Below are 20570 nucleotides of genomic sequence, written 5' to 3'. Positions count from 1 at the left end.
TAAACATCTTGATTGACTTACGTTTTGAGGTGGAGATTTCTTCCCCTTAAGGGTGTGATAAAAGTAGACACAGTTCTGCAGTTATTTTTGGAATACAATTTAAAGGAGGGTCTTACTTGTCCAGACACTATTATCACGGCGTCTGTCGTCAGCATATTGGACAATGTGTTGAAATTCAGTGTCATGACGGCCAACTGCACAGAGGTCATATTGAAGATGTAGACAACGAATTTGTTTACATTCGCCCCTTAAACCGAAATTGTGAAGGGCCAGAACATCCTGAAGGACCCGGTTTATTTTTCTTTGGGGCTTTTGCTGGAGGCTTTCTCGGAGGTCTATTAGGTGTAGGACTGGGAAGCATCGCGTTCTTTAGACCATATCCTCGACCTTATTATTAAACAAACAAAGCGGCTCACCATTCAAAAGGTGAACCGCTTTGTTTTTCTTTATATTTACAAAAGGATTGACACCCCTTCACCGTTTTTTTAAACTATAATGGTTATAGGGGTATTTCTAAGAAGTTTTAAGATTAAGGGAGAGACAAAAATTTATGGAAGAGAGTATGAAGAACAGCAAAGAAAAGCTAGGTAAAGTCTCGTCTCCAAAACCAACATGGCAGGTGTGGTGGCGACTACTCAGGCCGCATACATTAACCGCTTCCTTCGTCCCTGTTTTCCTGGGCACTATGCTTGCCCTTCAAGATCATACATTACATTTAGGATTGTTCCTGGCCATGATGGTCGCTTCTATTCTTATACAATCTGCAACCAACATGTTTAATGAGTATTATGATTTTAAAAGGGGACTGGATCATGCTGAAAGTGTAGGAATTGGCGGAGCAATTGTGAGAGACGGCGTAAGTGCTAGAACAGTTCTAAATTTAGCTTATATATTCTTTGGAATTGCTATCCTGCTCGGCGTATACATTAGTATACTGACTACATGGTGGATCGCCGTAATCGGTACAATATGCATGGCAGCCGGTTACTATTATACTGGTGGACCTTATCCAATCGCATACACGCCATTTGGAGAAATAGCTGCAGGATTATTTATGGGATTAATTCTCGTATTGCTTTCATTTTTTATTCAGACCGGTCACATCACGTTTGAAAGCATCCTGTTGTCTATTCCTATTTCAATCCTTGTCGGTGGAATTCTAATGGCAAATAACATACGTGATCTTGAAGGTGATGAGGAAAAAGGACGACAAACGCTCGCCATAATTCTCGGACATGATAGATCTGTTACCTTACTCGAATGGATGTTCATTGTTTCTTACCTGTGGATTGTTGGACTGATCATCACCATTGACTCGTCACTATGGCTGTTATTAATTATATTAAGCATTCCAAAGGCTTTTAAAGCGATTAGATTGTTTGAAGGTAAAACAAAAGCAACCCAAATGATGCCTGCCATGCAGGCAACAGCACAAACACATACACAGTTCGGCCTCTTAATGGCAATTGGATTATTACTGGCCTACTTGATTTAGAAAAAGGCAAAAGTTCTTGCGAACTTTTGCCTTTTTCTATGCCCGTGGTCGTGTATACTGAATAGGAATACATAAAATTGGGGGAGATTGGATGGAATTTGCGAACACCATGCTAGAAGCACTTGGAATTAAAGCCATTACACTAACACCTGAGAAGGTTGTTCTTGAAATGCCAGTAGGACCCAGCACACATCAACCACTTGGTTTTCTTCACGGCGGTGCGTCCGTTGCCCTTGCAGAATCAGCCGCAAGCATCGGCGGCACTCTGAATCTGAATACAGAAAACGAAGCAGCATTCGGAATGGAAATCAACGCCAACCACCTTCGCAGCAAAAAAGACGGCATCGTCCGTGCAATCGCCGAACCCATTCATATCGGAAAACGAACAATGGTATGGGAAATCAACATCGTCGACGAAGAAGAACAACTCATTTGCATCTCCAGATGTACCCTAGCAGTAAAGAGGTATTAAAAAGAAAAGCGAAGTCGAGCGCCTAGAAACGGAGATATTGGAACTCTTGAAGAGGAACACGTTCTTGGTGTTCCTGTGAAAGAGTGAAATATCGCAGTTTCTGCGAGTCGTAGCTAGATCTAACGAAAAGCGGAAGTGGCCGTTTGACCCGTCAGGCACTGGAACCTTCCAAATTGAACACGTTCTTTGTGTTCGAGTTGGAAGGTGAAGTGACCGGTCTGGCCACTGCAGCTAATAAAGAAATCCCGTCATCATTGACGGGATTTCTGTTCTATTTTCCTTTTACTCTCATCTCTATAATCTTCATGATAACTATCACTGATGGCATACTGACATTCATCACAAACCATTCTTCTTTTTTCCCACGGGAAGAGTAATTCTTTCTCACAGTAAATACATCCGTGATTCATTCAGATCACCCCCATTTAGTTTATGCTCAAAATCGGGATGAAAGACCAAAGCACCTTGAGGAGGAAGCAATTTTGAAATTACATATTCCGTTCTTTTTTTTGTTATTTATTCTTTTAGCTGCATGTAGTTCCACTTCCACCGACCAGATGAGGAAGGAAAATACGATTCCAGCAACGGTTGTTCGAGTAGTTGATGGCGATACGCTAAAAGTCACTGTCGAAAATCGCGAGGAAACCATCAGACTCCTCCTTGTTGATACACCTGAAACAAAGCACCCTTCGAAACCCGTCCAGCCTTTCGGACCTGAAGCTTCACAGTTTGCTAAGGATAAATTACAAGGGAAGCAAATTGATATTGAACTGGATGTATCCGAGCGTGACAAATATGGTAGACTGCTTACTTACGTCTGGATCGGAGACAGCATGTTCAATGAAATGCTACTTGAAGAAGGACTTGCAAGGGTTGCTTATATTTATCAACCAAACGTGAAATATGTGGATCAGTTCGAGAGCATTCAACGCGAGGCGCAAAAAGAAGCAAAAGGAATTTGGAGTATTGAAAACTACGTACAGGAAGAAGGATTTAACGAATCACCTACCTCCCCTTCACCCGAGAAACAGCCATCTGACGAATGTGAAATTAAAGGGAATATTAACTCAAAAGGCAATAAAATTTATCACTTACCAGAAGGCGCCTACTATGACATAACGGATGCGGAGAAAATGTTTTGTTCAAGCGGCGAAGCAGAAGATGCTGGTTTTCGTCCATCTTTGAGATAATGTGGGACTGATCTGCAACGCCACCTGATTACCTTACTTTTAAAGTACTACATAAATTCCCTCATTCTAAAACACTCTAGAATCGAGGAGGTTATTATGAAAACAATATTCAAATCAATGTTAGGTGTCATTCAATCTTATACAGATGATACACCAGAGTACCCTATGCATGTAGGTGAAGTAATGAACTGCTGGACAACCTTTGCAATTTTCAAAGAAGCTCAGGTGTTTTATCGAATCGCTTTGAACACGACTGAGGATCATCAGCTCAAGAAAATAACCCAGGAAATTTTCGATGGTTCTAAGGATCAGAGTAAATTAAAGACTTTTATGATTAAAGAAGGTGTACCACTACCTTCTACATCTCAAGAAAAACCAGATTCCAGTCCATCAACGATACCGCTTGGCTTTAAATTAACAGATGATGAAATTGCAAATGGTATTTCCCTGAAGCTGACTGCTGTTAATGTCTTATGCGCTAGTGCTATTTCCCAATCCATTAGGACTGACGTGGGCCTGATGTTTATCCAATTTCAAATACACATTTTAATGTTCGCTGCTGAAATTAAAACGTTAATGGAGCGAAGAGGTTGGCTTAAAACGCCTCCTTATTACTTACCACCAGGAACGCCATCACAAAAGCCGTAGCATGGCTACGGCTTTTATAATGCTCTTTTTCCTCTCGACATTTTGGGTTAGCAGGTTAAAGGAAACGCTATACTGCCTGCTCGGTTTTTTTTCCCTGTTGAAGTTGGTACATTTGATAATACCTGCCTTTCTTCTTCATCAACTCATCATGATTACCACGCTCAACAATCTCTCCCTGATGGAGAACGAGAATCTGATCGGCTTCTCTTATCGTTGATAGACGATGAGCAATGATAAAGGTTGTTCTTCCTTTCTTCAAGATATCCAGGGCACGTTGAATAAACATCTCGGTTTCAGTGTCCACATTTGAAGTCGCTTCATCTAAAATTAAAACAGCCGGATCAAATGCTAATGCTCTTGCAAATGAAATGAGCTGACGTTGACCTGATGAAAGCGTACTCCCCTTTTCAATGACCGGCTCATCAAAACCTTTCGGAAGAGAACGAAGAAGCTGTTCAGCGCCAACATCACGCAATGCCTTCTCTACTTTTTCTCGTGAGATGGAAGGGTCATCAAGGCTTACATTCGATGCAATCGTCCCGGTGAAAAGAAATGGATCCTGAAGTACAATCGCCATATGCTGTCTTAGCTGCTGCTTCGGAATATCCTGGATATTCATTCCATCAATTGAGATCATCCCTTTTTGATTATCATAAAAGCGAAATAATAAATTCATAATTGAACTTTTACCTGAACCCGTATGCCCGACCAGCGCAACGGTTTCGCCTTTTTTCGCTTCAAAGGATAAGTTCTTTAGTACATACTCATCTTCTTTATAAGCAAATGAAACCCCTTGGAACGAAACATTCCCTTCATAGCGTTCAAGCTTTCCATCTGAAACGTCTTCCCCTTTTTCATCCAGTAGCTCAAACACTCGGTCAGCAGCAACTAACGCTTGCTCGAGATTCGCTAGTTGATTCACCATGTTTGTAACTGGTTGGAACAGGCGATTGAGGTAATCAACAAAGGCATATAATACGCCAAGACTAATCATAGACCCAGCCGTTAGCGACGCGCCTCCAAAATACCAGATCAACGCAACGAATGAAATGTTTCGCAGGATATTAACAAGATTATGGGACATCAATGAATTCAAGTTCAAAAGCTTGTTTTGATACGTAAAATGGCTATCATTTAACTGTTCGAATTCCTTCTCAGTCTTATCCTGACGCTTAAACGCTCTGATTATTGACATTCCCTGAATGGATTCATTGATCATGCCATTAATATCGCTGATTCTTGTACGAATGACTTTATTGAATTTAGAAGCGTATTTTCGATAGACTGTTATCCAGATCGCTAACAGAGGAACAATCGTGAGTGTAATGAGAGCAAGCTTCGCATCCAATAGAAATAACGCAATAAAAATCCCCGTCATATAAACAATACTCGTAAAAAAGGTTGCGAGCACTGTCACGTACAATTCACGAATCGCTTCCGTGTCATTAGTGATCCTTGCAACAACTTTTCCGGCAGGAAGGTTATCAAAATAATTAATATGCAACCGCTGAATTTGCGCATACACATCCGTGCGCATCTTTTGAATAATGCGGTTTGCAGACGTTTGCAAAAGAAGACCCTGACCGTATTCGAAAAAGGAGGCAAACACAAGCAATCCTAAATAAAGCGCAATAAGCCAGATCATCGGTTCGATTTGAGGGTAGTAAAATGCAAGAAGTTCATCATTACTAAGTTCTTCAGCCTGATAACGCTGCTCCTCTCCGTCCCTTGTAATGATTAGTGTGGTGTCGTTGATCGAACGCTCACCATCAAAGGCAATTGGTTCATTGACAAAGAAATAATCACGCCCAACTTGAAGAACCCTAACTTCGCTTCCTTTTTCTTCTCCACTCTTAAAGTGGTCACTTCTTTTATACCATTCTCCTTCATAATTAACGGCGTCCTCTCCTTGATCAGCTTCATACCAAGGATATTCAATCCCGAGAATGTGCACATCAATCATCCGCTTTGCGATAAACGGGCCAGAGAGCTCTGCTGCAACAGCCACTGTCAGTAAAAGAAGTGCGATAATGATGCTTTTCTTCAAATAGAGTGCATATTGCACTAAACGCTTTCCTACATGTCGATTCATTTACAGCACCTCCTTCAGCGAATCTTCAAGCTGCTGCCGATCATACTGTTCTTTATACCATCCATTTGTTGTAAGCAATTCTTCATGGGTGCCTTCTTCAGTGATCTTCCCATCATCAAGGACAACAATCCTATCTGCATGCTGAACGCCAGACAGGCGGTGTGTAGCAATAAACGTTGTTTTTCCAGCACGCTCACTACGAATGTTTGAAATGATCTGAGCTTCTGTTTTTCCATCCACAGCCGACATCGCGTCATCGAGGATCAAAATCTCAGGATCTATCATTAGCGCCCTTGCAATCGAGACGCGCTGCTTTTGTCCTCCTGAAAGCGCAACTCCCTTTTCGCCTACAAGCGTTTCCAGGCCATCAGGAAGCACATGAATATCTTTCTTAAAATCAGCTAAGCGTAATACGCGATCGACATCCTGATCCGTTCCTTCACTTTTTCCAAATAAGAGGTTCTCACGCACTGATCTCGAGAAAAGCATTTGATCCTGCGGAACATAGCCAATCCAGCTTTGCAGGGTGCCAAGTGATACTTCTTGAATCGGAACCCCTGAAAAACGAATGTTTCCTTCTCCTACCGGATACTCCCGTAACAGCTGTTTCAGCAATGTGGTTTTACCACTTCCAGTCCGTCCTACGATCCCAAGCGTCTGCCCCTTCTTTAATGTAAACGATACATCCGATAAGTTTTTAACAGATGAGGAGGGGTAAGTGAAGCTCACGTGTTCAAACTTGATTGTACCTGGTGATTCGAGAAGCGTTGGCTTTTTGTGTTCTTTGACATCTTCCTCATGCGACAATGTTTCCATCACACGGTCAAGCGATGCATTCCCTCGCTGCATAACATTGATTAGCTCACCAACCGCGATCATCGGCCAGATCAGCATCCCGAGATAGACGTTGAATGAAACAAGCTCTCCAAGCGTGAGTACTTTATGAAAAACGAGATAAGCCCCATATCCGAGACCAATTAAGTAACTGATACCAACAAGAACCTTGATCGTCGGTTCAAACAGAACGTCAATCTTTGCAACATCTATGTTCTTTTTGTAAACATCTTCTGTAAGGTTCTGGAACTTCTGCTGGTCTGCCCGTTCCTGGACATAAGCCCGTGTTACCCTTACCCCTGCAATGGATTCCAGAACCTGATCATTCATATGACCAAAGGAATCCTGCGCGGCAGTAAAGCGCCTGTGAATGATTTTTCCGTATTTATTCATTGCAAGCGCCATTAGTGGTAGAGGTAAAATAGCTGCAAGTGTTAGCTGCCAGCTAATTAACACACCCATCGTGACAAGAATAATCACCATGAAAATCGTTGAGTCCACGAGCGTCAATATTCCGAAGCCCGCTGTCATCGAGACGGCTTTGAGATCATTTGTCGCCCTTGCCATTAAATCACCCGTACGATTTTTCTCATAAAACGAAGGGGTCATCTTGAGAAGGTGCTTCATAAATTTCGACCGCAGGGTTCTTTCAACAAGAAAAGCTCCACCAAAAAGCTGATACATCCATACATAATTAACTAGATAAACAACGATCAATAAACCGCCATAAAAGAATAAATAATTTCTTAAACCTTCCCACGTTAGACTACCAATGTTAATTTCATCAATCGCCATTCCAATGAGCTTTGGTGGAATCACTTCAAGCAATCCTCCAAGGATTAACAGAAAAATGGCAATGCCGTAGCGTTTCCAATGCTCCTTAAAAAACCAGCTTAACTTTCGTAAAATTGCGAACAATAATATCACTCCAATCGCTATCATATAGTAAATACAGCCTATGGATCCGATTCTAACTCCATTTTCATCATTCCCTAGAATCCATGACATTTCTTTAAACTCCATTAAAAAAAGACATAACCGCGTGCGGTTATGTCTCGTTACTTCTTTAGACATAGAACAGGGCACACGTCAGACGCATGCCGAATTCTTATGAAATCATAAGACTATCATTTCTGGCGAGTGCGACTATGAGTACATGAAGTTAATTGAGTTAAACCTTTCATTACACGTTTCATAGCACACACTCCCCTTCACCGTTTTTTTCACTCTGTCAGTTTAGCACCATTGTCACAATTTTGTCAATATTATTATTTACTTAACGGATTAACACTTTCTTCACCTGTTAAATTTGCAATCATTTCAACAAGCAAATCGATTTCTTCTTGCATGTCTTTCAAGCTCACTGTTTCGACTGGAGCATGCATGTACCGAAGTGGTAACGATACAAGCGAAATAGGCACCCCATGTCCCGTCAAACGAAGCTTATCAGCATCCGTTCCTGTCATCCGCGGCGTCAACTCATACTGTAAGACAAGGTCAAGTTTCTTCGCGGCTTTTTCAAGAAGCTGATTGATCTTTATATTAATCGGAGCACCCTTAGCTAATACAGGACCTCCTCCAAGGTCTACTTCTGTATGTTTGCTTGAATCAACTCCTGGATAATCTGAAGAAAACGTTACATCACAAGCAATTGCCATCGTAGGTTGAATACCAGCACCTACAAAATACGCACCGCCCATATTCGTTTCTTCATTTACCGTGCTAACCGCATAGACCCCAACCTTCGGATTCCGCTTCGCAACTTCACGAAGCACCTCTGCTACAATAAACGAACCTGTTCGATTGTCGAGACCTCTTCCGCTAATCCTATCATTCAACAGAAACTCGACATCACGCTTATACACAGCTAGATCACCGATTTGAACATATTTTTCGATTTCTTCTTTTGTGTTAGCGCCACAATCTATGTAAAGATCCTCGAATTTAAACTCTTTTGCGCCACCATGATGCTCAGCATTAACGCCAAAAACACCTGTTAATTTACCGTACGTACCAAGAATTGTCACCTTCATGCCAATGGCCGGCTTTTGACTAATACCGCCAAGCTTTTCAACGCGAATAAAACCATTTTGATCAATGTGCCTTACCATAAATCCAATTTCATCACAGTGACCAGCTAGAAGAACTTTGAATTCAGCATCTGGATTAACGATACCAATTGCATTTCCCGCATTGTCTGTTCTCATTTCATCAGCAAACTCCGTCACGTAATCCATCCATTTGTGCTGAATTTCCATCTCTGCACCTGATGGTGATGGGGTTGACAGTAAGTCTAGCAAAAAATCCTGGTTCATGAAAAACACCTCCGTAAGATTTAAAAACCCATTTTATTGTATCGTACCACTTTGATTCAATCTAGTTTGCCCTTCTATTTAAATACCAAAAAACACCCCGCTATGAGCGGGATGTTCGTTTTACTTAGAATCTTTCAGTAGGATATCTTCTACTTCTGACCTTGTTGGCAATGCCGTCATCGCGCCTTTTGTAGCTGCTGCTAATGCACCGGAAACACTGGCGAACCTTGTCATTCTCTCAAGCTTTTCTCTTGTTAACTCAGATAGCTTTCCCTCATATTCATTAAATCCATGAAGAATCCCCGAAACAAAAGCATCTCCAGCACCCGTTGTATCAACAGCTTTCACTTTCATAGCCGGCACTCGAAGCGAATATTCCGGTGTGAAAACAAGACTTCCTTCTTCGCCCATTGTAATAAAAATCACTGGGATTTTATAATGAGAAAGCTTTTTAATACCCGCTTCGATATTTTCTTCACCTGTAATGAAGGTAAGCTCCTCTTCAGAAAGCTTCAGAATATCAGCTTCAGAAAGCATGGAAACAATCGTTTCTTTCGCACGCACTTCACTTTCCCATAGCCCAAGACGTAAGTTAGGATCATATGAAACGAGCATGCCATTCTTTCTAGCTGTTTCAACGGCCTTCTTTGTTGCACTACGAGAAGGCTCACTGATCATTGAGATCGAACCGAAATGAAGGATACGATGACGTGCAAAAACATCATCACTTATTTCCTCTGCATTCAAAAAGCGATCCGCACTTGGATTTATGTAAAAATCGAAACTACGCTCTCCATTCTTAGCATTAGTAACAAAGACAACTCCAGTTCTTGCTGACTCCGTAAGGATCATTGTCGATACGTCAACACCATAGTTCTGCAATGTCTCTTGAAGAAAACGCCCTAGAACATCATCGCCTACTTTACCAAGAAATGTAGATTTCACACCTAGACGAGCTAGTCCCACTGAAACATTTGCGGGGGCGCCTCCGGGGCTTTTCTGATAGGTCAGATTATGATGATCAAGAGGAATGAAGTCAATTAATGCCTCTCCCAGACTGATAACACCTTTATTCATCGTTACTTCCTCCTATACGAAACAGTCGTTTAATACTGCTTTTCCGTTATCATATCATGACCTTTTACAAGACTAAAGAAAAAAGGAAGGGAATGCCCTCTTCTTAACCCATGATTCGTTTGATCATTTTCAAACCATTTTTAGCTGATGGATAACGGAATGAAAAATCAAATTTCGTCGTTTGTTTAACAATGCTTTTTTGATGAGAGAAAGCTTCAAAGCTTGCTTTTCCATGATAGCTACCTGTACCGCTTGATCCCACTCCGCCAAATGGAAGGTAAGGAGAAACGATATGCATCAGTGTATCGTTCATACATCCCCCCCCAAATGAGAGTGAAGATGTGATTTTATCCTGTTTCTGTTCCGACTCTGAGAAGAAATAGAGCGCAAGGGGCTTTGGTTGGTTGCGCACTTCTTCAATAACTTTATTAAGATCCGTAAATTCAAGAACGGGGAGAATTGGCCCGAAAATTTCCTCCTGCATGACAGGATCATCCCAGGAAATGTTCTCCATAATTGTTGGTGTAATTACCCGATCATCCGCTTTATGCTGGCCTCCAATTAACACATCCCCGTTAGAAAGAAACCCTTTCAGACGGTCAAAATGTCTGTCACTTACGAGATGAGCATACACTTCACTTGTTAATGGATCTTCCCCATAAAATTCCTGAAGGGCTTCCTGCATGTGAAGAAGCAACACCTTTTTCACATCACTATGAACATACAAGTAGTCCGGCGCAATACAGGTTTGTCCTGCATTCGTGAATTTACCCCATAGAATCCTTTTTGCAGCTAGTTTAAGGTTTGCGTCTTTATCCACAATAGCAGGACTTTTTCCACCAAGCTCGAGCGTAACAGGAATTAACTGTTTTGCTGCCGCCTCCATTACAATCTTGCCAACTGGCACACTTCCGGTAAAAAAGATATGATCAAACGCCTGTTTTAGCAATTCTGTACTCGTCTCAACCCCTCCTTCAACGACAGAAATGTATTTATGCGGATAAATTTCTCTGATCATCTTCCCGATAACAGCGGATACTGCCGGAGTAAGCTCGGATGGCTTTAGAACAGCACAATTACCAGCTGCAATCGCTCCAATAAGAGGAGCAAGCTGTAGCTGGAACGGATAGTTCCATGGCGCTATAATTAACGATACGCCGTATGGTTCTTGATGGATCAGGCTTTTTGATCCAAGGTGAGTTACCGGTGATTTTACCTTCTCAGGATTCATCCATTCTATTAAATGCTTTAAGGTAAACTTGATTTCTTCAAGCAGAAAACCAATTTCTGTCGTGTAAGCTTCCCACTCCGATTTGTGCAGGTCATCTTTAAGAGCTTGGATGACTTCTGGTTCGTATTCTTTAATGGCATTTCGTAGTGTTTTAAGCTGCTTTTTCCGAAATTCAAACGATTTTGTTTGGCCACTGTAAAAATAATCTTTATGATGTTGGACGAGTTCAGGTAAACGTTCCATAGCGCTATCTCCTTTGATCCCCTCTGTTTGTTCTTTAGTTTAAACTTTTAAACTAATTGAGTCAAGACATGTACTTTCTCTTAATTCATTCAGTGTAAAATCCAAAATTCCTGTTTAACAACTCCCTGTGAAGGGGAGAACCCTGTATAAATCAATTTCCTGTAATCAACACTATAGGAAGCAGTATAAAGGGAGGATCTTACCATCGAAACCTTAGGTCATCATATCATTGCTGAAATGTGGAATTGCAATAAAGAAAAGCTAAACGACCTTACTTATATAGAAGAAACATTCGCAACCGCTGCTCTTGAAGCAGGTGCAGAAATTCGGGACGTCGTTTTTCATCCTTTTGAGCCCCAGGGTATAAGTGGTGCCGTTATTATCGCAGAGTCTCATCTCACGATCCACAGTTTTCCTGAACATGGCTATGCCTCTGTAGATGTGTATACATGCGGCGATCAAATTGATCCTACCGATGCAACGAACGCCATTGCCAAAGCCCTTGAAGCCAGGACCATTCACACTGTTAAAATTCCACGTGGAACAGGAGAAATAACCGTGAAGGAAATTGAGAAAAGCGGTATCAAAAGCCTATAAGAATAGAAGGAGTGCGCATGGCGCACTCTTTTTCATGTCGCTTCACTTAATTTTCGATAGTGGACTAGTGCAAGGAGGGGCCAGATTATTTCATAGCTGTGATAGTAAATATAGAAGCTCCCCGGTAAACCAGCACCAGTAGGGTAAGTTCGCTCCTCTTTTGTGAACGAATCCTTCAATAGGTACTCAACACCGCGTTTCAACACGTCACCTTGATGTTGACAGACTGTCAGCGCATCCACCGCCCATGCTGTCTGTGAAAGTGTACTATGTGAGAGTGAAATAAAACGCTTCTTCTCATAACTTTGACAAGATTCTCCCCACCCGCCATCCTTCGACTGAGTGCGTTTAAGAAAAGCAATTCCTTTTTCAATTGCGGGATGATCATTGGCTACTCCTGATGCCTTTAAACCTGTTATAGCAGCCCAGGTGCCATATATATAGCAAACACCCCAACGTCCATACCATGATCCATCTCTTTCCTGATGTTGAACAAGCCAATTAATGGCCATTTGGATCGAAGGATGCCCCATTTTCAATCCAGCATAGTTGCAAAGGAATTCGAGTGTTCTACCAGTTAAATCTGCCGTTGAGTCATCCGGGAATGACGATTGTGCTCCATCGATGGGAAGATCTTTCAACAGAAGGGCTTTTCGATCTGGCTCAAAAGCAGGCCATCCACCATCTTTATTTTGCATTGCAATCACCCAGTTAAATCCATTTTGCCATTTTGTCTGATAACCAGGATTCATTAAGGTAGGTACCGTAATGGCTCTAAGGGCAGCGGTCGTATCATCTACATCCGGATGGGTCGTATTCCCCTCTGAAAATCCCCATCCTCCTGGAGAAACATTTGGTCTCTTATCAGCCCAATCTCCTGGTTTCGTTTGCTGGTGTTGTAGCAAATAATAAGTCACCTTTAAGATAGAAGGTGAGCTTTGAGCCATACCCGCTTCTTGGAGCACATAGGAAAGTAATGCTGAATCCCAGATGGTTGAAGGAGAATTCTGAAGATGGGATTCATTTAAACAAAACATACCCTTCAAGCCATTCATCGCATTCAGAATAGGATTAGAGTGACGTTCATAACCGATGGCAAGCATCGCATAGATCATAAAGAAAGTAGCGGTAGCATAATTAAATAACGTCCCATCTGCTTCAATTCTCTGAAGCATATACTGTTCTGCACGTTTTCTCGCATGGTAAATGAGATGGGATGGAAATTGGACAGCCGCATCCCAGGCAGAGGTGATTACCCCTCCTAATATACGCTCCTCTACTTGCAAGTGGGATAAATCAGGAGTCCACCTCGTTTTAATGGAATAACGATAGTCCTGTGCAAGAATGATAGGGGCAAAATGAACCCTGGCATATGAACTTAAATCATAGAAAGACACCGGAAAGGATTCTGGCAAAAGCATAAATAGCATTGGAAAATGGCAGAGACGGGGCCATTTAATATGTCCGTTCAAGGCAAGAAAGATTTTTGTAAGTGTATCTGTACGTTCCATCCCTCCCCACTTCTGAATGTATCGTTCAGCTTTCTTCATTCGTTCATCATGGCGACTGATCATCCCTGAAAATAATAGGCTGTGGTAAGCCTGCACGGTTGTGGAGAGATTCCCTTCGTCATCACCGGATAACTTCCAATACCCTCCCCTTGACTGCTTATCAAGAAGCCGGTGCACAAGTTGTTCCAACAGGCGTTCTTCTGAAAGTTCAAGAGTGCGAATCAGTACGATCATCATCGAATCAGTCACAATACTATTTTCAAAACAGAACTTAAATGCTCCCTGATCACTCTGAGAAGATAGCGCTTTTTGAATGAGGTCCCCAATACGCTCCTCGAGCATATTATCCATTGTCATCATACCTCCTGAATTCAGCTAACGTATACTATTCACAAAATCTTTTGGCGATTCCACATAAAAACAATAGTGAATTTTTTGAAACTTGTGTAAAATTCATACGTATGTAATGGTATGCAACGTATAAGGAGGGAAACAATGAAACGAATTGGTCTACCTATATTAACCGGACTCATTATTTTACTTCTCGTTTTTCTTCACCAGCTTTCCATTCTTCAAGAACAACCTGATGAGAATTGGAGCCGTACTGTTGATCTTGGAATAGCTGCTGAAGATAGTGAAATGTTCGTCCAGAATCAAGAAAATCAATCCACAGTATATGTCAGCGGAGACCCCGCTCGCAAAGCTATTGTGAACGAAAATCTGGATGTCATAACGGAAAACGTCTCTTACTCCATTCCAGAGGGATACTCTTTTTATATGGATGAAGAACAAGCACTATTTAAAAAAGGTGATGCGCTGATATATTCCAAACAGGGAGAGGAAAAAACAATTGTAGATGGAATCGAAGGAATGAATGCTTCTGATAACGGTATTCTCGCCTGGTCCAAACACCAGCTTTACTTCGTTTCCCCAGAAGGAACAATTCTTTCAGAAAAAGAACTATCACCATACATAAAAAACACTGTTTTAACAGAGGACGGAAAAGCACTACTTTACGTTCAAACGGAATCAATGAACCAATTCCTCACACTCGAACAGGGTGAAGACCCTGAGCTAATCTATGAATCAATTATCTCAACAGGTGAATTGTTTAATAATCTACAAGCCATTAATTTAAATGATGGCTTAGCTTTCACGTATACTGCTGTCGCAACAAGACAAGGGACAAGGGTTCTCAATACGTACTACGGTGAACGGGCAACTGGAGAAGAAGCTGACGTTCATCTTATTAAAATCACTAATGCAGAGACAGGAGATAGCTTCTCGCAGCCTAACTATTTCACACTAACGAAAGTAAATAATGCTCCTCATCTCGTGTTTAGTGCCAATGGTGAAATTTCACCAAAACGAGAGGTAATCAGCATATATGAAGCCACGAAACAAAAAGGCGAATGGGTAGCTTCAAGACGTAGTACAAGTGAAGAACTATCAATTCGACCGATACCCGTTTCTGACAATGCCATGATCTGGATGGATAAAGAGAAAAGTGGATTCGTCTTTCACGGTGCGTCTACCTCACAGAATGTCATCGACCAGAGTAATACAACTGACGGGGAGGACTTAAAAACCGCTCTCTTCTATACATTTACAGCCATCGTTGGGATGTTCGCGATGCTTGCCTTTTCGTTCGGCTTTCTTATCCTCCCGGCTGTAGTGTTGATGTATTTGTACTTTGCGAACACAACAGCGATTGAACAGGATAAGAAGTGGGTAGAATGGACAATCATTCTACTATGTGTTGGATCTCAGATGCTCTTCCTTCCTTCTATCCTGGATGGACCTTTTCAGTACCTTGCCCCTAACTATCTTACCTTTGAAGGAGCCGCTTACGTCTGGCCTATTATCATCTTCCTAGCTTCCTTTATGATTAGTCGTCTTGGTCAGGATCAAGAATGGACCATTCTACAGCGGACATCTTATCAACTTGGTCTCAATCTCGGAATTGTTATTTTTCTGCTAGGACCTTACATTCTTTAAATTCAAAAGAGCTTGCCCGGGATGATCCCGAGTAAGCTCTTTTTACTTTGCCTGTTCTGCTGCTTTTTTATTAACAGCTAACACAGCTTCATAAAGGAGTTCTCTATAATTCCCTTTCTCTAGAACCTCAAGTCCAGCGGCGGTAGCGCCTCCTGGCGTTGTCACTTGATCGCGCAGCTCACTAGCCTCCCGTCCATCTTTCAGCATAGAAGCTGATCCGAAGATCATTTGCACCACTAGCTTCCTTGCCACCTCTGATGATAGTCCGTATGTTTTAGCTGTTTGTTCGAGCGTTTCAGCCATCTGGTAGACAAAGGCAGGCGCGCTCCCTGTTACAGCTGTTAAATCATGGATTTGTGCTTCCGTTAACTCAGCCGATTCGCCAATCGAATCCAGAATTGTTTGAAGCACATCGCGATGTTCGGGTTTCACGTGTCTTCCGCATGCGAAAAGAGACATTGATTCTCCAATGTCAGCCGCTGTATTCGGCATAATCCAGGCTGTCGGGAGACCAGGTAATGATTCTTCAAGCACGGAAGGACCAATACCAGCTGCAACAGTAATAATAAATTGATTGCGAACCCTGCCTGTCAGTTCAGAAAGTACGGCAGGATGGGCAGAAGGAGGCATTGCAAGAATAATAACATCATGATCTGCGATAACTTCCTGCCAAAGTGCTGTTTCTACGTTATACGTTTTCTTTAAATGGGAAAGTCTTGACTGATCCGACTGATTTGAAACCGTAATAGTTCCAATTGTAGTTGACTGTTTAAGACCTGAGAAAATAGCCTCCGCCATTCGTCCAGCGCCAATAAACAGGATATTCGGTTTATTCATATGTATCCCTCCTAATTCCTCCTTACTATATCAAATCGATGAACGATAGAAAAACGCCGGCTCATCGCCGACGTCTTCTTTACCAGAATTTAAATCCAGGGGAACCCGGTGGTGCGTGTTCAATCATATGAACAACCGGCACAGTATATGCCACTAAGATGAGTATTGTAGCAATCCCAATCCAAAGCCGCCAGTTTTCCAGAATAGCAGGCGTTTTCTCTGCCCATTCTGCAACTTCTCCGATCGGAAAGTCCTCTTTGCCTTTCGGTGCGAAGAAAGCAAGATCGGTAATAATATAGATGAGAAGTAGAATCGCAATAAAGAGAATAGAACCACCAACAGCCATTGTAACTTCATAGGGAATCCATCCAAGCGCATCTGGATGGTCCTGATACGTTGTATAAGCTGTTCTTCTTGGTGCACCAAGCAAGCCAACAGTATGCATCGCACCAGACATAAAGAACATACCGACTGCCCATAGAATCGTTTGGAGGTTCGCAATCTGATGCATTCTGCCTGTTAACACGCGACCAGTTAAATGCGGAATCATCCAATAAGCAATTCCAAAGAAGGTAAGTGCAACGCTTGATGCAACCGTAAGGTGAAAGTGTCCCGTTACCCAGAGCGTATTATGGACAATTTGGTTCATCTGGTTACTAGCATTTATAATTCCGCCAGCTCCAGCTGGAATGAAAATCAACATACCAACCATCGGGGCAAAGAATCTTGCATCCTTCCATGGTAGTGAACGAAACCAGCCGAAAAGTCCTCTCGCTCCTTTTTTCCGACCAGCGATTTCAAACGATGCAAACAGTGAAAAAGCTGTCATCAGTGATGGCACGATAACCATAAAGGTTAGGACAACCTGAAGGTATTTCCAGAATGGAGAAATGCCTGACTCCAATAGCTGATGGTGAAACCCTACAGGTATGGAGAACAGTAAGAAAAGAACGAATGATAAACGAGCAAGGTTAGACCTATATAGAACCATGGCGAGGCTTTTAATGGCGCATAGAAGGTGTAGAGTACCGTCCCTTCATTTAATAAAATCATCACGGTTGTTAAAGAGGTTCCAATCGTCATCACAATGTAACCCAGCCAACCCATTCGATAAGGCTGGTAGGAATTATTTTAGCCGGTGGCCCCAACGGCCAACATAAATCCCTTCTACTGTACGATAAAGAACCAATAATCATTCATCAGATTAAAGAAATGAGCAAGCTTGCAGGTGAAATTATCATCGTTACTAACACACCAAGAGAATTATTGCCATTCGTTCCTGCTAACATTCGTATCATTACTGATTTTTATCACAATCGGGGGCCGCTAGGAGGATTACAAGCTGGTCTATCACTTGCAAGAGCAGATGTGGCGTGGGTAATCGATGTAACAAACATCTTTCCATCACGTAACATAGCCCATAAGCTTCTTAAACTTTTAGGAAAGCGGAATGCAGATATAGCCCTTCCCCTAATCAACAATAAACTCGAACCTCTCCAGGGGGTGTATCGTACATAGACCAAGGACGTACTGTCAGAACTTATAAAGCAGGGACCTTCTTCTTTCTCCGTTTATTTTGACAGAGTTAGTACTGTCTCGCTTAACATTAGCCTGCTTCATTAGGGTCAGGTTCCTTATCTCTACATTAGCCACGGTAATAGTATCGTGGCATTTGTCCATTGATGGAGGCTCAGAGAAAAAGAACTCTCTATTTAAAAGGAGATAAAGAGATTGTGTCGAATACCGTCAGTACATACTAACAACTAACTACAAATAAAGGTGATTCTTATGAAAAAATGGACGCTCTTTTTTTCTGTTCTTCTTTTACTTGTATCGGGCTTGGTTTTCTTTTTACTGAATCAAGAAGATGCATCTCCCGAGCATACTCCAGAGAACCTTGCCGCTTATCGGGATGACATCCGATCAACCGATACCCCATCTATTGGGAGCTCTTCATTAACGCTTGCTGCCGTTGGAGATATTCTCATACATGATCGCGTATACGAAAACGCCGTCGAAGGTAGTGACTATAATTTTTCACCGATGCTTAAAGGCGTTCAGAAGTATTTAGAAAGTACAGACATCACGTTTGCCAACCAGGAAACCGTGATTGGAGGAACTGCAATCGGTTTGTCTTCTTATCCTTCCTTTAATAGTCCAACTGAAGTTGGTGATGCTCTAAAGGCTTCTGGTGTAGATATCGTTTCAATGGCTAACAATCACACCCTTGACCGTGGAGAAAAAGCGATTCAAAATGCAATCAAGCACTGGAATAATCTTGGGATCCTTTACACAGGAAGCTATGCTTCAAAGGAAGATCGCAATAAAATCAGAACAATTGAGCATGAAGGGATATCCGTCGCTTTCCTTGCTTATACATACGGAACGAACGGGATCAGTCCACCATCAGGAAAACCGTATCTTGTAAACTATATTGATAAAGATCTCATTTCAAAAGAGATCCAGGAAGCGAAAGCGATTGCAGATACGGTTGTAGTAAGTATTCATTTCGGTAATGAATATGAGCGTTATCCGAATCACAATCAACTATCTCTTGCTTCACACATTGCTGAAGCAGGGGCAGACCTTATTCTGGGTCACCATCCACACGTTCTTCAGCCTCTGGAATGGATTCAGACGACTGATAACAGGCGAGTACTAGTCGCCTATTCACTCGGCAATTTTCTTTCTGGACAGCGATTTGACTATAAAGATATTGGCGGAATTCTTAAGCTGACAATTAAGAAAGAACAATTCAGGGGAAATTCAACCATTACAGTTGAATCTCCTTCTTTCACCCCAACCTATGTAGATGAGAACTATCATGTCACTCCCCTCGGTGAGTCGAAACCAGATCTATTAGAAGAAATCAATCATCACATGAAACAGTGGATACCTGACTTACAGGTGCCGGAAATGTAGCAAATGCCTGTGATAGGTACATACTGGATATATTAATCTCCAAAAAGAAGCGGGGGATGATTTTCGTCAACACCTACTTATGATTTATATTGGATAGTTTCATTCATAAAGCTGTCCAAGTCACTTAATTCTAATGTTGTTGCGATCGGGACTAGTTTATCTAATATTGCCCTGTAACCGTTGTGTTCAGCTGCCAAAGTAGTAAGAGCCGTTCGAATCATCTCGGCTTCCCGTTCTGTAATATTCAATCCCATCTACTCCTTTCTAACATCCTTTTTATTATTTTCACTATTTCCCTCATAATACTATCTCTTTCTTGCCAGAATATTATTGAGGTGAATGAAATGAATCGAGGGATTGGTGTGGCGCTTTCCGCTATCACATTTGCACAATCATTAAAGATCCTTACACATAAAGCCCAAACTGGAAAATGGGATTGGCGACCTCTCTTTCAAACAGGCGGTATGCCGAGCTCACATTCTGCAGGGGTATCAGCTCTTGCAACGTATACCGCATTAAAGACAGGTAAACAATCCATAGAAACAGCTTTAGCGGTAGTCTTCGGAGTGATTGTAATGTACGATGCCCAGGGAATTAGACGTCATACAGGAGAAATAGCTCAGCTAGTGAACGACCTTGATGAAGATATTGAGCTTCTATCTGGTCATTATCCTGATTTATTTCACGCCAGGAGAGATGTAGAACTCAATGAATTGCTTGGACATCAACCTGCAGAAGTTGGTGGAGGAGCAGTTCTCGGAATAGCTCTCGGATTAATTAGCTACTATACAAGAATGAAAAGATAAGAAATCTTGACATAACCAAACAATCGTGTATAATATGAAGTTGGGATATTAATTACCCAATATTAACAACTAGCTCCTTTAAAATAAGGAGAACTAAAATTCATAACTGGAAAGGTATGAACAGCATGATTCTAATTGGCTTGTATCAAGTTAATGGCCATACTACAATTGCTGTTGATCCTCCTCAATCACACTGGCACGGCTACGGAGCCGTAAGGATGGAAGAGAGGTAGGGCTTTCGTTGTTTGAGAGATCAACAGATCTCTATGGTATGTTTACCGCGGCAATGAAGGAGTTACTGT

Annotated in this window: 19 protein-coding genes and 1 pseudogene; 10 read left to right on the top strand and 10 right to left on the bottom strand. The window is 41.9% G+C overall.

What is annotated here, in order from left to right; genetic code table 11:
* Positions 1–116: 116 nt before the first annotated feature.
* The 3 genes from ABFG93_RS16930 to ABFG93_RS16920 all read left to right on the top strand — a co-directional run bounded on the left by ABFG93_RS16930 (position 117) and on the right by ABFG93_RS16920 (position 1967).
* Complete coding sequence (locus ABFG93_RS16930; protein WP_347549180.1) at positions 117–398, top strand: hypothetical protein; 282 nt, start codon at positions 117–119, stop codon at positions 396–398.
* Between the two features lie 152 nt (positions 399–550).
* Entirely contained in the window at positions 551–1495 is a 945-nt protein-coding gene (locus ABFG93_RS16925; RefSeq protein ID WP_431522013.1) for a 1,4-dihydroxy-2-naphthoate polyprenyltransferase, read from the top strand.
* Positions 1496–1586: 91 nt separating this feature from the next.
* Positions 1587–1967 (top strand): hotdog fold thioesterase, encoded by a 381-nt coding sequence (locus tag ABFG93_RS16920; RefSeq protein WP_347549179.1) that lies wholly within the window; start codon positions 1587–1589, stop codon positions 1965–1967.
* 251 nt (positions 1968–2218) lie between these two features.
* Here the strand turns inward: ABFG93_RS16920 and ABFG93_RS16915 are convergent, their stop codons facing one another.
* Positions 2219–2377: a hypothetical protein gene (locus ABFG93_RS16915; RefSeq protein ID WP_347549178.1), complete on the bottom strand. Its 159-nt coding sequence runs from the start codon at positions 2375–2377 to the stop codon at positions 2219–2221.
* Positions 2378–2449: 72 nt separating this feature from the next.
* On the opposite strand from ABFG93_RS16915, the gene ABFG93_RS16910 reads away from it, so the two are divergent.
* Positions 2450–3157 carry a thermonuclease family protein gene (locus ABFG93_RS16910; RefSeq protein ID WP_347549177.1) on the top strand — a complete coding sequence of 236 codons (708 nt, stop codon included), beginning with the start codon at positions 2450–2452 and terminating at the stop codon, positions 3155–3157.
* 96 nt (positions 3158–3253) lie between these two features.
* On the top strand, positions 3254–3805 hold the full coding sequence (locus ABFG93_RS16905) for a DUF3231 family protein (RefSeq protein WP_347549176.1): 552 nt from the start codon (positions 3254–3256) through the stop codon (positions 3803–3805).
* Positions 3806–3872: 67 nt separating this feature from the next.
* On the opposite strand, the gene ABFG93_RS16900 is transcribed toward ABFG93_RS16905, so the two are convergent.
* The 5 genes from ABFG93_RS16900 to ABFG93_RS16880 all read right to left on the bottom strand — a co-directional run bounded on the left by ABFG93_RS16900 (position 3873) and on the right by ABFG93_RS16880 (position 11597).
* A complete protein-coding gene (locus ABFG93_RS16900; protein ID WP_347549175.1) occupies positions 3873–5897 on the bottom strand; it encodes an ABC transporter ATP-binding protein in 2025 nt (674 codons plus the stop codon).
* The gene (locus ABFG93_RS16895) at positions 5898–7649 is read right to left on the bottom strand and encodes an ABC transporter ATP-binding protein (RefSeq protein ID WP_347552878.1); all 1752 of its coding nucleotides are present in this window, start codon (positions 7647–7649) and stop codon (positions 5898–5900) included.
* Positions 7650–7999: 350 nt separating this feature from the next.
* On the bottom strand, positions 8000–9046 hold the full coding sequence (locus ABFG93_RS16890) for a M20/M25/M40 family metallo-hydrolase (protein ID WP_347549174.1): 1047 nt from the start codon (positions 9044–9046) through the stop codon (positions 8000–8002).
* 120 nt (positions 9047–9166) lie between these two features.
* Complete coding sequence (locus ABFG93_RS16885) at positions 9167–10123, bottom strand: aminoimidazole riboside kinase (RefSeq protein ID WP_347549173.1); 957 nt, start codon at positions 10121–10123, stop codon at positions 9167–9169.
* 103 nt (positions 10124–10226) lie between these two features.
* Positions 10227–11597, bottom strand: a complete 1371-nt coding sequence (locus ABFG93_RS16880) for an aldehyde dehydrogenase (protein WP_347549172.1) — start codon at positions 11595–11597, stop codon at positions 10227–10229.
* Between the two features lie 204 nt (positions 11598–11801).
* On the opposite strand from ABFG93_RS16880, the gene speD reads away from it, so the two are divergent.
* Positions 11802–12194 (top strand): adenosylmethionine decarboxylase, encoded by a 393-nt coding sequence (gene speD / locus ABFG93_RS16875; protein ID WP_347552877.1) that lies wholly within the window; start codon positions 11802–11804, stop codon positions 12192–12194.
* Positions 12195–12226: 32 nt separating this feature from the next.
* Here speD and ABFG93_RS16870 read toward each other — a convergent pair whose 3' ends face one another.
* Positions 12227–14056, bottom strand: a complete 1830-nt coding sequence (locus ABFG93_RS16870; RefSeq protein WP_347549171.1) for a terpene cyclase/mutase family protein — start codon at positions 14054–14056, stop codon at positions 12227–12229.
* A 144-nt stretch (positions 14057–14200) separates the two neighbouring features.
* Here ABFG93_RS16870 and ABFG93_RS16865 point away from each other — a divergent pair, with 144 nt between their 5' ends.
* The gene (locus ABFG93_RS16865; protein ID WP_347549170.1) at positions 14201–15703 is read left to right on the top strand and encodes a hypothetical protein; all 1503 of its coding nucleotides are present in this window, start codon (positions 14201–14203) and stop codon (positions 15701–15703) included.
* A gap of 42 nt (positions 15704–15745) precedes the next feature.
* Here the strand turns inward: ABFG93_RS16865 and proC are convergent, their stop codons facing one another.
* Together proC and ABFG93_RS16855 are read right to left on the bottom strand one after the other, a co-directional pair.
* Positions 15746–16540, bottom strand: coding sequence for a pyrroline-5-carboxylate reductase (gene proC, locus ABFG93_RS16860; protein WP_347549169.1), 795 nt, complete (start codon positions 16538–16540; stop codon positions 15746–15748).
* Between the two features lie 79 nt (positions 16541–16619).
* A pseudogene (locus ABFG93_RS16855) lies at positions 16620–17513 on the bottom strand (cbb3-type cytochrome c oxidase subunit I); the annotation flags it as partial.
* Positions 17514–17650: 137 nt separating this feature from the next.
* Between ABFG93_RS16855 and mobA the strand changes: the two are divergent.
* Both mobA and ABFG93_RS16845 read left to right on the top strand, forming a co-directional pair.
* Entirely contained in the window at positions 17651–18058 is a 408-nt protein-coding gene (gene mobA / locus ABFG93_RS16850; protein WP_347552876.1) for a molybdenum cofactor guanylyltransferase, read from the top strand.
* Positions 18059–18328: 270 nt separating this feature from the next.
* A complete protein-coding gene (locus tag ABFG93_RS16845) occupies positions 18329–19462 on the top strand; it encodes a CapA family protein (RefSeq protein WP_347549168.1) in 1134 nt (377 codons plus the stop codon).
* Between the two features lie 77 nt (positions 19463–19539).
* Here the strand turns inward: ABFG93_RS16845 and ABFG93_RS16840 are convergent, their stop codons facing one another.
* Positions 19540–19710 (bottom strand): hypothetical protein, encoded by a 171-nt coding sequence (locus ABFG93_RS16840; protein ID WP_347549167.1) that lies wholly within the window; start codon positions 19708–19710, stop codon positions 19540–19542.
* 87 nt (positions 19711–19797) lie between these two features.
* Here ABFG93_RS16840 and ABFG93_RS16835 point away from each other — a divergent pair, with 87 nt between their 5' ends.
* Positions 19798–20268 (top strand): divergent PAP2 family protein, encoded by a 471-nt coding sequence (locus ABFG93_RS16835; protein ID WP_347549166.1) that lies wholly within the window; start codon positions 19798–19800, stop codon positions 20266–20268.
* Positions 20269–20570: the final 302 nt, after the last annotated feature.

It is taken from the genome of Pseudalkalibacillus hwajinpoensis, assembly GCF_039851965.1.
GTDB classification, from domain to species: domain Bacteria; phylum Bacillota; class Bacilli; order Bacillales; family Guptibacillaceae; genus Guptibacillus; species Guptibacillus hwajinpoensis_E.
The sequence above is the reverse complement of the archived record's forward strand: the minus strand, read 5'-3'. Positions and strand labels throughout refer to the sequence as shown.